12 protein-coding genes and 1 riboswitch are annotated in these 14418 nt (G+C 69.7%); of the genes, 9 read left to right on the top strand and 3 right to left on the bottom strand.

Translation table 11 applies throughout. The features are described 5' to 3' along the window. Positions 1 to 15 precede the first annotated feature (15 nt). Positions 16 to 83: riboswitch (guanidine-III (ykkC-III) riboswitch) on the top strand. Between the two features lie 20 nt (positions 84 to 103). Further along, positions 104 to 376 (top strand): CBU_0592 family membrane protein, encoded by a 273-nt coding sequence (locus ACLQ2O_RS28680; RefSeq protein ID WP_425837134.1) that lies wholly within the window; start codon positions 104 to 106, stop codon positions 374 to 376. A gap of 77 nt (positions 377 to 453) precedes the next feature. On the opposite strand, the gene ACLQ2O_RS28685 is transcribed toward ACLQ2O_RS28680, so the two are convergent. Further along, the gene (locus tag ACLQ2O_RS28685) at positions 454 to 1320 is read right to left on the bottom strand and encodes a hypothetical protein (protein WP_425837137.1); all 867 of its coding nucleotides are present in this window, start codon (positions 1318 to 1320) and stop codon (positions 454 to 456) included. 234 nt (positions 1321 to 1554) lie between these two features. Here ACLQ2O_RS28685 and ACLQ2O_RS28690 point away from each other — a divergent pair, with 234 nt between their 5' ends. The 3 genes from ACLQ2O_RS28690 to ACLQ2O_RS28700 are packed head-to-tail and all read left to right on the top strand — an operon-like array spanning position 1555 to position 4535. Beyond that, positions 1555 to 2589, top strand: a complete 1035-nt coding sequence (locus ACLQ2O_RS28690) for an AAA family ATPase (protein ID WP_425837140.1) — start codon at positions 1555 to 1557, stop codon at positions 2587 to 2589. A 33-nt stretch (positions 2590 to 2622) separates the two neighbouring features. Next, the gene (locus tag ACLQ2O_RS28695; RefSeq protein WP_425837143.1) at positions 2623 to 3582 is read left to right on the top strand and encodes a DUF58 domain-containing protein; all 960 of its coding nucleotides are present in this window, start codon (positions 2623 to 2625) and stop codon (positions 3580 to 3582) included. Next, positions 3582 to 4535, top strand: a complete 954-nt coding sequence (locus tag ACLQ2O_RS28700; protein WP_425837145.1) for a VWA domain-containing protein — start codon at positions 3582 to 3584, stop codon at positions 4533 to 4535. Before ACLQ2O_RS28695 ends, ACLQ2O_RS28700 begins: the two co-directional genes overlap by 1 nt. A gap of 117 nt (positions 4536 to 4652) precedes the next feature. Here the strand turns inward: ACLQ2O_RS28700 and ACLQ2O_RS28705 are convergent, their stop codons facing one another. Next, a complete protein-coding gene (locus ACLQ2O_RS28705) occupies positions 4653 to 7778 on the bottom strand; it encodes a glycoside hydrolase family 9 protein (RefSeq protein ID WP_425837148.1) in 3126 nt (1041 codons plus the stop codon). Between the two features lie 161 nt (positions 7779 to 7939). On the opposite strand from ACLQ2O_RS28705, the gene ACLQ2O_RS28710 reads away from it, so the two are divergent. The 5 genes from ACLQ2O_RS28710 (at position 7940) to ACLQ2O_RS28730 (ending at position 12644) form a co-directional block, all read left to right on the top strand. Continuing rightward, positions 7940 to 9226: an extracellular solute-binding protein gene (locus tag ACLQ2O_RS28710; protein WP_425837151.1), complete on the top strand. Its 1287-nt coding sequence runs from the start codon at positions 7940 to 7942 to the stop codon at positions 9224 to 9226. Then, positions 9223 to 10113, top strand: a complete 891-nt coding sequence (locus ACLQ2O_RS28715) for a carbohydrate ABC transporter permease (RefSeq protein ID WP_425837154.1) — start codon at positions 9223 to 9225, stop codon at positions 10111 to 10113. Before ACLQ2O_RS28710 ends, ACLQ2O_RS28715 begins: the two co-directional genes overlap by 4 nt. Next, positions 10113 to 10937: a carbohydrate ABC transporter permease gene (locus ACLQ2O_RS28720; RefSeq protein WP_425837157.1), complete on the top strand. Its 825-nt coding sequence runs from the start codon at positions 10113 to 10115 to the stop codon at positions 10935 to 10937. Before ACLQ2O_RS28715 ends, ACLQ2O_RS28720 begins: the two co-directional genes overlap by 1 nt. Before the next feature lie 35 nt (positions 10938 to 10972). Continuing rightward, the gene (locus tag ACLQ2O_RS28725; protein ID WP_425837160.1) at positions 10973 to 11974 is read left to right on the top strand and encodes a LacI family DNA-binding transcriptional regulator; all 1002 of its coding nucleotides are present in this window, start codon (positions 10973 to 10975) and stop codon (positions 11972 to 11974) included. A gap of 172 nt (positions 11975 to 12146) precedes the next feature. Continuing rightward, positions 12147 to 12644 carry a DUF3145 family protein gene (locus tag ACLQ2O_RS28730; protein ID WP_184793743.1) on the top strand — a complete coding sequence of 166 codons (498 nt, stop codon included), beginning with the start codon at positions 12147 to 12149 and terminating at the stop codon, positions 12642 to 12644. 246 nt (positions 12645 to 12890) lie between these two features. Here the strand turns inward: ACLQ2O_RS28730 and ACLQ2O_RS28735 are convergent, their stop codons facing one another. After that, a complete protein-coding gene (locus ACLQ2O_RS28735) occupies positions 12891 to 14318 on the bottom strand; it encodes an acyl-CoA carboxylase subunit beta (RefSeq protein WP_425837164.1) in 1428 nt (475 codons plus the stop codon). Between the last annotated feature and the right edge of the window lie 100 nt (positions 14319 to 14418).

Raw genomic sequence — 14418 nt, forward strand, 5'->3', positions numbered from 1 at the left:
CCGGTAGTCTGGCGGGAGGACCCGTTGCCGCGGGCCCCCGGACGAGACGGCGCCGTACCCGGTCGACGCAAAGACGACGCCAGCCCCTGGGAGGGGCAGTGTCATGCATGCAGTCGACGTCCTCGAAATTGCCGGCGCGATCACGATCTTGATCGCCTTCGCGGCGTCCCAGGCGGGACGGTTGGAGCAGAAGACCCTTCGCTACCAGGTGCTGAACCTGGTGGGCTCGGGGATCCTCGCGGTGATCGCGGGGGTCGAGCGGTCCTGGGGCTTCCTGCTGCTGGAGGGGACCTGGGCAGTGGTCAGCCTGATCGGGCTGATCGCGTTGTTGAGATCCAGGCGTACGGCGGGGGTTGGCGGTAATGCGGCCGGGTAGGTCGGCGCGGGCTGAGGTTGGCGGCGGCCGGGTGTGAGCTACAAGGTGGCGCCGGGGCATCGGGCTCCCGCGGGCTGCTAGAAGCGGTCGGCGGGGTCCACCGGGGTGCCGGGGGAGTTCGGCGTGCCGGGGCCGGGGCCCGGGCCCGTTGTCGTGGGGGTGCCCGAGGTGGGGCTGCCGCTCGGGGCCGGGCTGCCGGGGCCGGTGCTGCCGGGGGGCGGGGTGGTCGGGGTGATCGTGACCGTGGCGGTGCCGCTCGGGTCGGGGATGATCGGGCCGGGGTCGACCTCGGGGGCGTTGCGGAACAGCAGCCAGGCGATCAGTACGGCCAGTGCCATGATGATGGCCATCGTCAGCAGCGAGAGGATCAGCGCGAGCCTCGACGCGGGACGCAGGACCGCGGGCCAGGGGAGCGGCCAGATGCGGAACAGGCCCGGGCGGCGGCGGTTCTCCCAGTAGTGCCGGAAGTCGGGCCCGCGGACCCGGCCGATCTGGGGCACACGGTCCATCAGTACGGCGGACAGCACGTCCTCGCCGCGGCGCTCGGCGATCTGGCGCTCGTCGGCGGCGGAGCTGGACCCGTCGTCCTCGCGGAGCGGGCCCAGCGCGACCCAGAGGGCCAGGTCGTCGTCGTCCGAGTCGTTGTGGGCGAGGACGGACTCCTCGGGGAGCTCGTCGACGGCGCGTACGAAGCGGTCCCGCGCGGAGGCGTCGTCGGCGGAGCCTTCGGTCATCATCGCGACGACGGCGCCGCGCCCGGTCTCGTCGGCGGCGGCGTACAGGTAGCCGGCGGCGTTCGCGCCGAGGCGGCCGCGGAGCCAGAACTCGCCGACGCGGGGCGGGTCCTCGGGAAGCAGCGGGAGCGCGTCCGGGCCCGGCTGCGCGGGGACGCTCGCTCGGGGAGCGTCCGGCGGTGCAGCGGTTCGGGACTCGGTCGCGGTCATGTTGGGGTCAATCCCACCATATCGGTGGTGACGGTGTCTCGTTGCGTGCTGCTGGAGGGCGTCGGTGGGGGACCAACGACGCTGGGTACAGGCCGTCAGAGGGAGTACCGATTTGAGTGGGTGGGGAGGATGGTGAGTGGCCGGGGTGGGGCGTGGTGTGGGTTTGCCCCTGGATCTGATGGAATGGCCGTTGTTCCCGAGCACCAGGCCCGTGCGGGCCCCGGAAGGACAGGCATGACCGAAACCACCGTCCCGGCAGGGTCAGTGGCCCAGCAGTCTCGTCTGGTGGGCGAGGCGATCACCGAGGTCAAACGCGTGATCGTCGGCCAGGAGCACATGGTCGAGACGCTGATGGTGTCGCTGCTGGCGAAGGGCCACTGCCTGCTCGAAGGCGTGCCGGGCGTGGCCAAGACGCTCGCCGTACGGACCTTCGCGTCCGTGGTCGGCGGGTCGTTCGCGCGGATCCAGTTCACCCCCGACCTGGTGCCCTCCGACATCGTCGGGACCCGGATCTACCGGCAGACCCGCGAGGCGTTCGACATCGAGCTCGGCCCGACGTTCGTGAACTTCGTGCTCGCCGACGAGGTCAACCGGGCGCCGGCGAAGGTGCAGTCGGCGATGCTGGAGCTGATGGCCGAGCGGCAGGTGTCGATCGGCGGGCAGACCTTCCCGATGCCGAAACCGTTCATCGTGATCGCCACCCAGAACCCGATCGAGTCCGAGGGCGTGTACCCGCTGCCCGAGGCGCAGCGCGACCGGTTCCTGGTCAAGATCGACGTCCCCCACCCGCGCGGTCACGAGGAGTTCGAGATCCTCCGCCGGATGAGCGTCGACCCGCCGCAGCCGCGTCAGGTGCTGCAGCCGGAGACGATCATGGAGCTGCAGCGTTCCGCCGAGCAGGTCTTCGTGCACAACCTGGTCGCCGAGTACGCCGTCCGCCTGGTGATGGCGACCCGGACGCCGACCGACTTCCACCTGCCCGACCTGGAGCCGATCATCGAGCTCGGCGTCAGCCCCCGCGCGACGCTCGGCCTGATCTCGGCCGGCCGGGCGCTGGCCCTGATCCACGGCCGCGACTACCTGCTGCCGAGCGACGTGCAGACCGTCGCGCTCGACGTGATGGGCCACCGGCTCGGCCTGACCTTCGACGCGATCGCGGACAACATCGACGCCCGCGCCGTGATCGAGCGGATCCTGGCCACCGTCCCGCCGCCGCAGCCGGTTTGGCGCGACGGCAACGACCAGTCCGGCCGCCCCGAGTTCGTCTAGAGGATGGCCAACCGACCCGACCCGAGGGTTGCGATGACGATCTCGCAGCTCGCACCCGAGCGCGCGCTCCGGCGGCTCGAGCTGACCGTCGTACGGCGGCTCGAGGGCTACCTGCACGGCGAGCACCTCGGGCTGCTGCCGGGGCCGGGGACCGAGCTGGCCGAGGCCCGCGAGTACCAGGTCGGCGACGACGTCCGCCGGATGGACTGGGCCGTCACGGCCCGGACGACGATGCCGCACGTCCGCGACCTGATCGCGGACCGCGAGCTGGAGACCTGGGCGCTGGTCGACCTGTCCGCCTCGATGGACTTCGGGACGTCGCAGCTGGAGAAGCGTGAGCTCGCGGTCGCCGCCGTGGCCACCGTCGGCTTCCTCACCCACCGCCTCGGCGACCGGTTCGGCGGGCTGATGCTGCGCGACGCGACGCTGCGCCGCTGGCCGGCGCGCTCCGGCCGCCTCGCGCTGTACGGGCTGCTCCGCGCACTGCTCGCCGAGAAGGACCACGGCGAGCACAAGGCGCGCAGCGACCTGGCCGGTGCGCTCGACTCGATGGCCCGGACGCAGCGCAAGCGCGGCCTGCGGGTGGTCGTGTCCGACTTCCTGACGCCTGAGGACGGCGAGATCGACAGCCGGATGGAGCCGTCCTGGGAGCGCGCGATGCGCAAGCTGACCGCGCAGCACCAGGTGCTCGCGGTCGAGATCGTCGACCCGCGCGAGCTCGAGCTGCCGAACATCGGGGTCGTGATGATCGGTGACCCCGAGACCGGCGCGGTGCGCGAGATCGACACCCGCAAGCGCCGGGTTCGCGACGAGTACGCCGCCGCGGCGCTCGCGCAGCGGGAACGAACCAGGACCGCCCTGCGTAGGGTAGGAGCCGGGCACCTGGTTCTGCGGACCGACCGGGACTGGGTCGCCGACACCGTGCGGTTCGTGCTCGCCTACAAGCGAGTCGCGCCGCGCCTGCACCAACCGCCGAAGGGAGTGGCTCGCTGATGGAGTTCCTGTCTCCGGCCCGACTCTGGTTCCTGCTGCTGATCCCGCTGGTGATCGCGGCGTACATCTACCTGCAGCACCGGCGCGCCCAGTACGCGCTGCGCTTCACCAACATCGCCCTGCTCGACCGGGTCGCGCCGCGCCGTCCGCAGTGGCGCCGGCACCTCGCCGTCGGGCTGGCGCTGCTGGCCGCCGCGACCTGCGTGGTCGCGTTCGCCCAGCCCAAGGACGAGGTCAAGGTGCCGCGCGAGCGGGCCACGATCGTGGTCGCGATCGACGTCTCGCTGTCGATGATGGCCACCGACGTCGACCCGAACCGGCTCGAGGCGGCGAAGAAGTCGGCGAAGAACTTCGTCAACCAGCTGCCGTCGAAGTTCAACGTGTCGCTGGTCAACTTCGCCGGTACGGCGTCCATCATCGTGCCGCCGACGACCGACCGGGCGACCGTGCAGCGGTCGATCGACGGCCTCGAGCTGGCCGAGTCGACGGCGACCGGTGAGGGGATCTTCACCTCGCTGCAGTCGCTGACCCAGGTCCCGCCGGACCCCGAGCACCCGAACGACCCGGCCCCGGCGCGGATCGTGCTGCTGTCCGACGGCAAGCGCACGGTCGGCCGGACGGCGCAGGAAGGCGCGCAGGCGGCGAAGGCGAAGAACACGCCCGTCTACACGATCACCTTCGGCACCGACTCCGGCTTCATCGAGATGGACGGGATCCGGCAGCGCGTTCCCCCGGACCGCGCCGAGCTGCGCAGCGTCGCCGAGATCACCGGCGGCGAGGCGTACACGGCGGAGTCCGCGGGCGAGCTGGAGGACGTCTACAAGGACATCGGCTCCTCGGTCGGCTACGACAAGGTCGACAAGGAAGTCACCTCACGGTTCGCCGGGATCGCGATGCTCTTCACGCTGGCCGCCGCGGGAGCCTGTATCGCGATGGCGACCCGCTTCCCGTAGCCGCACCCCGCACGCCGGGCGGCTTCGTACGGGTGCCTTGAACACCAAACGGGGACCCCGGACAGGAAATAATCTGTCCGAGGTCCCCGTTTCCTGTCCGAGGTCCCCGCTCGGCGATCAGGTGCCGTTGATCAGGCGGGTGGCGAGGTCGGGGTTGAACTGGCCTGCCGGGGTGCTGGGTGCTGTTCCGCAGGGGCCGTCGGAGTTGCCGGGGACCTTGATCCAGAGCAGCATCTCGGCGCCGCCGCCCAGCTGGGTCGGCGTGCCGAGCTTGCGGCCGGCGGGGTTGCACCAGTTGCCGTTGGAGCCGTTGCCGTTGCGGCTGGTGTCGACGACGAACGGCTTCGGGGCCGGCATGGCGGCGCGGACGTTGTTCGCGTACGTCGTGGACGCCGACGTCGTGTAGTAGTTCGAGACGTTGACGGCGAAACCTCGCGCGGCGCCGACCCCGGCGCCCGCCAGGCGCTGGGCCATGGTTGCCGCGGGCACCCACCCGGCGTTGCCGGCGTCCAGGTAGGCCCACGTGTTCGGCGCCTTGTCGCGGAACTGCTGCAGCGCGAACGACAGCATCCCGTTCCGCTCGGTGATCTGCGCGGCGGTCATGCACTCGAAGTCACCGAGCGCGTCCGGCTCGACGATCACCACCGCGGGCCGGGTGCCGATCGAGTCGGCGAACGCCGAGACCCAGGTCCGGTACGCCGCAGGCGAGCCCGCGCCGCCGCCCGAGTGCCCGCCGCAGGCGTCGCGCCCCGGCAGGTTGTAGGCGACGAGCACCGGCAACTTGTCCGCGTTGTCCGCCGCTCCGACGAAGCTACCGACCATCGCGCCGATGGTGGTGCCGGACGGCGGATTCCCGAACCACCGAGCCATCGGCTTGCTCGCGATGCCGCTGTTGATCGACGCCGCCCGGGAGTCCGACCCGTGCGAGTTCACCCAGGTCTTGGGCGTGGAGTTCGGATCGACGTAGAACCCACTGGTGAGATCGACGGGACTGGCAAGAACCTTGGAGCTCCCCAGAGACCTGCTCTCTGAATCGGCGAACGCCGTGATCCACGCCAGCGCCGAGTTCCAGTTCACCGCCACCTCGTTGGTGGAGTACGAGCCGATGTTGTCGGTGTAGCAGGTCGCCGGAGCGCAGCCCTGGAGGTTGCGTTGGGCCACCGGGTCCTGGAGACCCGAGTTGGGGCCGCCGGCAAGGGAACCGGGGTACGGCGACGGCAGCGCCGGATCGAGGGACTTGGCCCAGAAGCGGTGGTGCTGGTTCCGGCTGGCGCGTTCGCCGTACCCGGTGACGTACGACTGGTTGATCGCGTTCCGCCCCAGCAGGTAGTCGAGCGACTCGAGCGCCGCCGAGCGGTAGGAACTCTTCCAGGTCAGGTCGTACGCGACGGCCAGAATCATCGCGCTGTTGGCGACGGCGCTGTTCGACCCCCAGACGTACTTGCCGTCCGCTGGGAGATAGGGGTTTGCATAGCCCTGCCCGCGAGTAGCAGCGACGTACGTGTCGGCCACCGAAGCGATCCGCTGCCGCAGCTTCCACTGGTCGAGCAGCGGCAACCGCCACGGCGCCCGTGCGAGCGCGAGATCGGCCAGCCCACCGGTCTCCTGCCACGAGAACCCGTCGGCGGCCTTGAGCTGGGTGGTGATGGAACGCCGGTACGACGCCTTGCCGGTGGTGACGAACAGCTCGGCCGCGGCCCAGGAGAACTCGTCGCTCACCTTCGTGTCGTCGTACGCCCCACCCCCGACCCCACCGTCGGGCGCATAGATCGATGGATGCGCAGAAGCCGCCTTCCACGCCTTCTCCGCCGCGCTCAGACACCGAGTCGCGAGCGCCTTGTCCCACACGGCATAGATCCGAGCGCACCGAGCCCCGACAGCCGCCACGTTCAGCGTCGCGGCGGTCGACGGCGGGTAGAGATACCGCTGCTGCGGATCCGCCGACGGCAGCAACGGCAGTCCCGTCCACGCGACGTCGTGGATCTTGTGATGCACCATCCCGGCCAACGGCTGCCCGGCCGGCACCTGCATCCGCAGCAGGAAGTCGATCTCCCACCGCGCCTCGTCCAGTACGTCGGGATCCCCGTTGCCCGCCTCCGGGATCCGCAGCGTCCTGTCCGCGACTCCACGATCGAGATGCTGCGCCGACCGCTCGTACAGGTCCAGCAGTTGCCACGCCGCCAGGGCGCCGTTCACGACGTACTTGCCATGATCACCCGCGTCGTACCAACCACCTCGTACGTCGAGAATGTAGCCGCATGTCCCCGGCAGACAAGGCACCGAGGTGTCGCCGCGGTTGGGCAGGACACCGACGTGGCCGGCCGGGCGCGCGTAGTCCTCACCGACGTACTGGGCCTCGATCGGGATCCCGCTGCGGTTGTTGTAGAAGTACGCGAGCGAGTCCCGGCGCAGCGGCTGGTAGAGACCGTTGCCGATGTCGAAGGGCTCGCTCAACTCGTTGCCAACGGCAAGCCGATAGCCCTGTCCCGAACCGCGATACCGGTCGAAGTCGATCGTCTGCACCCGAGTCCCGGCCGCCGCGTCCAGCCCGTACGGCGTCGTCCGCCCCGAGCTGACCACGCGCTGCGCGGCGTCGAGCAACCGCCACTCTTGCGGGTCCAGGGCATCCGTCACGTACGTCGCCCGCCGCGGACCGTTGCCCAGGTAGCCCAGCTGGTTGACGCGCACCGGCGAGCCGAAGTCCCGTACCCCACCAGGTGGCACGACACCTCCGACCAGTGAGATCTCGTCCAGGCACAGCGTGAACGCCGCACCGGCACCGCCGGCCTGGAAGCTGACCTGCGCGTGGTCGTTGGTCACCGTCGACGTCGCGGTGAACTCGAAGGTCTTCGGTGTGGTTCCCACGGCCACCGGTTTGTTGAGCACCGTCGTCCGCGGCGCTCCCGCCAGCTGCACCACCGCACGGATCTCGACCGCACGACTGGCGGAGGCGGTCACCCGCAGCCGGTACGGCTGCCCCGCCTCCACCGGGATGTCGTCCTGCCCGATCATCGAGTCCCACACGTTGACCGTTCCGGCCGGGACCTGCGCACACAGCCGGCCGCCCTCGACGGCGGACGGCGTACTGCCGCTGCTCCACCACGGACTCTTGCTGTCGGTGTCGAAGGTCCCGTTCAGAATCCGCTCGTACTCGGGGTCCGCGGCCTGCGCGACGGGTGGACTGACGAAGGAGAAGACCAGAGCGGTCAGCACAAGGCCGGACCGCCATCGGAGCGTGGACATGGCGCTGCCTCCGGGGGTTTTGGGGCTGGGAGCGCTTTCAATTTCCTGCATGGTGCCCAGCCGCTGGTTGGCTGTCAAGACTTCACCTTCGGCGCAAACTGCTCTAAGGTCCGGCTGGGAGCGCTACCAGTTTCTCCCAAAATCCCCCGAAGGAGAGCCCGATGCGTACGACGACGAGGAAAGCGCTTGCCGTAGCGGCGGCGACCACCCTGCTCCTGGCCGGCTGTGGCGGAGGTGGAGGCGACGACCAAGCGGCCGACGGCACGATCACGCTGACCGTGAAGACCTTCGGTCAGTTCGGCTACGACGACCTGGTCGCGCAGTACGAGGCGTCCCACCCGGGCGTCAAGGTCAAGCAGGACAACATCGCCAAACTGGCCGACTACACGCCCAAGCTGCAGCAGTGGCTGACCGCGGGCAGCGGTGCCGGCGACGTCGTCGCGCTGGAGGAGGGCATCCTGATCAAGCTGATGGCCAAGCCCGACCAGTTCGTCAACCTGCTCGACCACGGCGCCGCCTCGTTGAAGGGCAACTTCCTGGACTGGAAGTGGCAGCAGGCCCTCACGCCCGACGGCGGCACGCTGATCGGCCTCGGCACCGACATCGGGGCCCAGGGCATGTGTTACCGCACGGACCTGTTCGCCAAGGCCGGACTGCCGACCGACCGCGCGAAGGTCGGCGCGCTCTGGCCGACCTGGGACGGTTACCTTGCCACCGGCAAGAAGTTCGCCCAGGCGAACACCGGCGCGACCTTCTTCGACACCGCGGGCACGGTCTACCAGAACATCCTGATGCAGCAGGGCGACCAGACCTACTTCGACCGCGAGAACAAGCTGATCGCCGCCACCAACCCCGGCGTCCGCTCGGCTTGGGACCAGACCGTCGCGATGATCGGCGCCGGCCTGTCGGGCAAGCTGCAGATGTGGAGCCCGCAGTGGAACGCCGGCTTCAAGCAGGGCAGCTTCGCGACCATCCCGTGCCCGGCCTGGATGCTCGGCCAGATCAAGGACCAGGCCGGCCCGGAGAACGCCGGCAAGTGGGACGTGGCGCGGGTGCCGGGTCAGGGCGCGGTCCGCGGTGGGTCGTTCCTCGCCGTACCGGCGCAGAGCAAGCACCCGAAGGAGGCCGCCGAGCTGGCGAAGTTCCTGACCAGCCCGCAGGGGCAGACCGCGGCGTTCACGGCGAAGAACAACTTCCCGTCCTCCCCGCAGGCGATCGACGACCCGGCCGTGGCGAGCGCGGTGAACGAGTACTTCAGCAACGCGCCGGTCGGCAAGATCTTCGGCCAGTCCGCCAAGAGCCTGAAGCCGGTCTACCTCGGCCCGGACAACCAGGTCGTCGGCGACGGCATCGGTGACGCGCTGACCGCGATCGAGCAGGGCAAGCTCGGTCCCGACCAGGCGTGGACGAAGGCGATGAACGACGCAGAGCGGGCCGTCGGCAAGTGAACCGCAGCCGCCTGGACCTGCACGGCGCGCCGTACTTCTTCATCGCGCCGTTCTTCCTGCTCTTCACCGTCTTCGGGTTCTTCCCGCTCGTCTACACCGCGTGGGTCTCGTTGCGCTCCTGGGACCTGACCGGCGACGCGGGCTTCGTCGGTACGGCGAACTACCAGCGCCTGCTCACCGATCCCGACTTCTGGAACTCGATGCTGAACACGCTCGGACTGTTCCTCCTGTCGACGGTCCCGCAGCTGTGCTTCGCGCTGATCATCGCCGGGCTGCTGAACCGCCCGATCCGCGCGCTGATGCTGTTCCGGCTCGGCGTCCTGGCCCCGATCGTCACGTCGGTGGCGGCCGTGGCCATCGTGTTCGGACAGCTGTACGGACGCGACGCCGGCCTGGTCAACGGGGTGCTCGGGCTGATCGACATCGGCCCGATCGACTGGCAGGCGAGCAAGGGAGCGTCGTGGATCGCGGTGGCCAGCATGGTCAACTGGCGGTGGACCGGCTACAACGCACTGATCTACCTCGCCGCGATCCAGGCGATTTCCCGCGACCTGTACGAGGCGGCGCAGCTGGACGGTGCCGGCGCGGTCCGGCAGTTCCGCTCGATCACCGTGCCGCTGATCCGGCCGGCGCTGATCTTCACCGTGGTGATGTCGACGATCGGCGGCATGCAGTTGTTCACCGAGCCGCTGCTGTTCGGCCAGGGCGACATCTCCGGCGGCAGCCTGCGCCAGTTCCAGACCGTTGCGATGTACATGTTCGAGCAGAGCTTCCAGAACTTCGACTACGGCTACGGGTCGGCGATCGCCTGGATGATCTTCCTGCTCACCGTGTTGGCCGGCGTCGCCAACGCCCTGATCGCCCGCCGGCTGAAAGGTGGCACCTGATGAGAACCCGCGGCAATACCCTGGTCTACCTGACCCTGCTGGTCAGTCTCGTGCTGTCGGTCTTCCCGCTGTACTGGCTGTTCGTCGTCGCCACCCGGTCGAACGACGTGATCGGCCAGCTGCCACCACCGCTGGTCCCCGGCGGCAATCTCGGCGCCAACGTCGCTCGCCTGTTCGGCGCCGAGGACGCGCACTTCGCGCTCGGTCTGGTGAACTCGATGGTTGCATCCATCGCGGTCACGGTGTCGGTGGTGTTCTTCTCGTCGCTGGCCGGCTTCGCCTTCGCCAAGCTGCGCTTCCGCGGCCGCAACGCCCTGCTGCTCGTCGTCCTGGCGACCATGATGGTCCCGGTCCAGATGGGCATCGTACCGCTCTACATGGTGATGGTGAAGCTCGGCTGGCAGAACCAGCTGCAGGCCGTCATCGTGCCGTTCCTGGTGTCGGCCTTCGGTGTCTTCCTGATGCGCCAGTACGCCGAACGCGCGGTTCCCGACGAGCTGATCGAGGCCGCGCGGCTCGACGGGTGCAGCACGTTCGGCCTGTTCGTCCGCGTGGTGTCACCCGCGCTGCGGCCGGGCGCCGCCGTACTGGGACTGTTCACGTTCATGAGCACCTGGAACGAGTTCCTCTGGCCGCTGGCGATCCTCGAGGCCGACAACCCGACCGTCCAGTTCTCGCTCAGCCAGTTGGCCACGCAGTACTACACCGACTACACGCTGATGTTCTCCGGCACGTTGATCGCGACCGTGCCGCTGGCCGTCGTGTTCGTCCTGTTCGGCCGGCAGATCGTCAGCGGGATCATGGACGGCGCCGTCCGTTCCTGAACTAACCTCTATTCATTCACCACAGAAGGAGCGGGATGCCGAAGCGGCAGGTGACGCTCGACGAGGTGGCCGAGCGGGCGGGAGTCTCGCGGTCGGCCGCGTCGCGGGTGATCAACAACGCCCCGCACGTCAGCCGGGCCAAGCGGGAGGCGGTGCAGCGGGCCGTCGACGCGCTCGGATACGTGCCGAACGCAACAGCGCGCGCCTTGGCCACGCAACAGGCCGGTTCGGTCGTGCTGGCGATCTCGGGGGAGGACCCGGCGCTGTTCGCCGACCCGTTCTTCGCCGAGGTGGTGGTCGGGATCTCGTCGGTGCTGGAGGAGACCGATCTCGAGCTGGTCCTGTCGCTGGCGACGTCCCGGCGCGGCCAGGCCCGGCTGGAGCAGCTGCTGCGGACCCGTCAGGCGGACGGCGTGATGCTGATGTCCTTGCACGAGAACGACCCGCTGGCCGCGCTCGCGCAGCAGGCCGACGTACCGGTGGTGTTCGGTGGGCGGCCGCTCGGCTTCGAGCCGTCGTACTACGTGGATGCGGACAACCGTGGTGGTGCGCGCGCCGCGACCGAGCACCTGATCGCTGGGGGCCGCACGAGGATCGCGACGATCACCGGACGCCTCGACGAAGGAGCCGGTACGGCGCGGCACCAGGGGTTCCAGGACGCGCTGGCGATCGCCGGGCTGGAGGCGAGCCGGGCCGCGCACGGCGAGTTCGCCGAGGACGGTGGGGCGAAGGCGATGGTCGAGCTGCTGAGTCGCTGGCCGGACCTGGACGGGGTGTTCGTCGCCTCGGACCAGATGGCGGTCGGTGCGCTGCGGGTCCTGCGCGAGGCTGGGAAGTCGGTACCGGACGACGTCGGGGTGGTGGGCTTCAACGACATCTCCGGCGCCCGGCACACGGTTCCGCCGCTGACCACCGTGCACCAGCCGATCCAGGCGCTCGGCCGGGAGATGGCCCGGATGCTGCTCGCGCTGCTGGCGGGGGAGCAACCTAGTCCACTGATCCTGCCGACGCGACTGGTGGTGCGCGCGTCGAGCTGAGCCTTTCGGACTGGCCGGTGCCGGATCGCGACACGACGGTGATGTAGTTGACACGGCGAGGTAGCTGGTGTCAAAGGGATCTGTGGTGCAAGATGGGTCTCGCCGTCAGGACCGTCTGGCCGTGATCGAGAACGCTGGGGAAGGCGCAGCTCGAGCACATAAGGAGGCCCTGGTGGCGACGACTCGTGGCGTTCTGTACGTCCACACGGTGCCGTCAGCGCTGTGCCCGCATGTCGAGTGGGCAGCGGGCGGCATCCTTGGCGTGCCCGTGAAACTGGACTGGACCCCGCAGCCTGCGGCCCAGGGTCAGTACCGGGCCGAGCTGTCGTGGCAGGCGGAAGCCGGTACGGCGGCCAAGCTGGCGTCCGCGTTGCGCGGATGGCAGAAGCTGCGCTTCGAGGTCACCGAGGAGCCCAGCAACGGCGTCGAAGGCGAGCGGTACTCGTTCACCCCGGCGCTCGGGGTGTTCCACGCGACCACCGGGGTGCACGGCGACATCATGGTGCCCGAGGACCGGCTGAAGGCAGCGATGCTCAAGGCCGCCAGCGGTGAGGCCGACCTGACGGAGGAAGTCGAACGGTTGCTGGGAAGGCCGTGGGACGACGAGCTCGAACCGTTTCGCTACGCGGGTGACGGTGCTCCCGTTCGCTGGCTGCACCAGGTTGTGTAGGCATTGAATCAACCGCTCGACAGCAAACCTGAGAAGTTCTGAAGAAAGCAGTGAAGGCAGGAGCTTTTCGGCCGATTGTCGAGGATGCTGGAAACCCACAGCTTCCCCGGATCATCCGGGGACCAGGCCGTGGCCGCTGGGCCACCGGGTGTCGGGACACCCCCGGTTGTCACCAACAGCGGCCGCACCACGTGGAAAGGGCGCGAACCCCCGCCGGGTTCGCGCCCTTTTCCTTGTCCACAAGGACTACAGAGGAATGTTTCCGTGCCGTCCGCGGACCTTGCCGCTCTCCTCGGCCGTCGCGATCGCGGCCGCCAGCGCCGACCGCGTCTTGGCCGGCTCGACGACCTCGTCCACGACCCCGATCTCCCGCGCCCGCTCGATCCCGCCGGCGATCTTCTCGTGCTCCGCGGCCAGCTCGGCCTCGACCTGCGCGCGCAGCTCCGGCGCCACGTCGGCGAGCTTGCGCCGGTGCAGGATCCGGATCGCGGCCACCGCGCCCATCACCGCGACCTCGGCCCGCGGCCACGCGAACACCCGGGTCGCCCCGAGCGAGCGCGCGTTCATCGCGATGTACGCGCCGCCGTACGTCTTGCGCGTCACCAGCGTGACCCGTGGCACGACCGCCTCGGCGAAGGCGTGCAGCAGCTTGGCTCCCCGTCGTACGACACCGTCCCACTCCTGCCCGACACCCGGCAGATAGCCCGGTACGTCGACCAGCACCACCATCGGCACGCCGAACGCGTCGCACATCCGCACGAACCGCGACGCCTTCTCCGCCGACAGCGCGTCCAGGCAGCCGCCGAGGCGCAGCGGGTTGTTCGCGATCACGCCGACCGTGCGCCCGCCGAGGCGGCCGAGCGTGGTGACGATGTTCGGCGCCCAGCGCTGGTGCAGCTCGACGCCCGACTCGTCGTCGAGCACGCCGCCGACCAACGGGTGCACGTCGTAGGCGCGCTTGGCCGACTCCGGCAGCAGGCCGGACAGGTCGGTGTCGGAGACGTCGCCGGAAACCTCGCCCTGGTTCGCGAACAGGTCGGCCAGCTGACGCGCCTTGTCGAGCGCGTCGGCCTCGGTGTCGGTGGTGATGTGGACGACGCCGGAGCGCCGGCCGTGCGGCTCGGGACCACCGAGGCGCAGCATGTCGACGTCCTCGCCGGTGACCGAGCGGACGACGTCCGGACCGGTGACGAAGATCCGCCCCTCCGGCCCGAGGATCACCACGTCGGTCAGGGCCGGCCCGTACGCCGCACCGCCCGCGGCCGGGCCGAGCACGACGGAGATCTGCGGGATCTTGCCCGAGGCCTGCGTCATCGCGTAGAAGATCTTGCCGACCGCGTGCAGGCTGAGCACGCCCTCGGCCAGCCGGGCGCCGCCGGAGTGCCACAGGCCGATGATCGGCAGCTCCTCGCGGCGGGCCACCTCGTACGCCGTACAGACGACCTCGCAGCCCTCGTCGCCCATCGCCCCGCCCATCACGGTCGCGTCGGAGCAGAAGGCGACGACGGGTGCGCCGGCGATCGTGCCGCGGACGGCGAGCATGCCGGACAGGTCGTCGGGCGTGATCAGCTCCAGCGAGCCGTCGTCGAGCAGGTTCGTCAACCGGGTGAAGGGGTTGCGGGGGTCCTGCTCACGCGGGAGCTTGGCCGGCCGATTCGGAGCGCTGGTGGTCATGGGGCCTCCCGGCCTAATTGAGGAGCACCACAAAGGTCATGGGGCCTCCCGGTCTGGACTGAGGAGAGAAGGAGCGAAGCGACTGAACGACGAGGGAAGA

Origin of the sequence: Kribbella sp. DT2 (assembly GCF_049844575.1) — a bacterium.
Lineage (GTDB): Bacteria > Actinomycetota > Actinomycetes > Propionibacteriales > Kribbellaceae > Kribbella.

What these genes read in the sequence shown, in the direction of transcription:
- ACLQ2O_RS28735 (WP_425837164.1), bottom strand. Translation starts at nt 14,318, where the DNA reads ATGACCACCAGCGCTCCGAATCGGCCGGCCAAGCTCCCGCGTGAGCAG.
- ACLQ2O_RS28700 (WP_425837145.1), top strand. Translation starts at nt 3,582, where the DNA reads ATGGAGTTCCTGTCTCCGGCCCGACTCTGGTTCCTGCTGCTGATCCCG.
- ACLQ2O_RS28680 (WP_425837134.1), top strand. Translation starts at nt 104, where the DNA reads ATGCATGCAGTCGACGTCCTCGAAATTGCCGGCGCGATCACGATCTTG.
- ACLQ2O_RS28710 (WP_425837151.1), top strand. Translation starts at nt 7,940, where the DNA reads ATGCGTACGACGACGAGGAAAGCGCTTGCCGTAGCGGCGGCGACCACC.
- ACLQ2O_RS28695 (WP_425837143.1), top strand. Translation starts at nt 2,623, where the DNA reads ATGACGATCTCGCAGCTCGCACCCGAGCGCGCGCTCCGGCGGCTCGAG.
- ACLQ2O_RS28705 (WP_425837148.1), bottom strand. Translation starts at nt 7,778, where the DNA reads ATGTCCACGCTCCGATGGCGGTCCGGCCTTGTGCTGACCGCTCTGGTC.
- ACLQ2O_RS28720 (WP_425837157.1), top strand. Translation starts at nt 10,113, where the DNA reads ATGAGAACCCGCGGCAATACCCTGGTCTACCTGACCCTGCTGGTCAGT.
- ACLQ2O_RS28685 (WP_425837137.1), bottom strand. Translation starts at nt 1,320, where the DNA reads ATGACCGCGACCGAGTCCCGAACCGCTGCACCGCCGGACGCTCCCCGA.
- ACLQ2O_RS28690 (WP_425837140.1), top strand. Translation starts at nt 1,555, where the DNA reads ATGACCGAAACCACCGTCCCGGCAGGGTCAGTGGCCCAGCAGTCTCGT.
- ACLQ2O_RS28725 (WP_425837160.1), top strand. Translation starts at nt 10,973, where the DNA reads ATGCCGAAGCGGCAGGTGACGCTCGACGAGGTGGCCGAGCGGGCGGGA.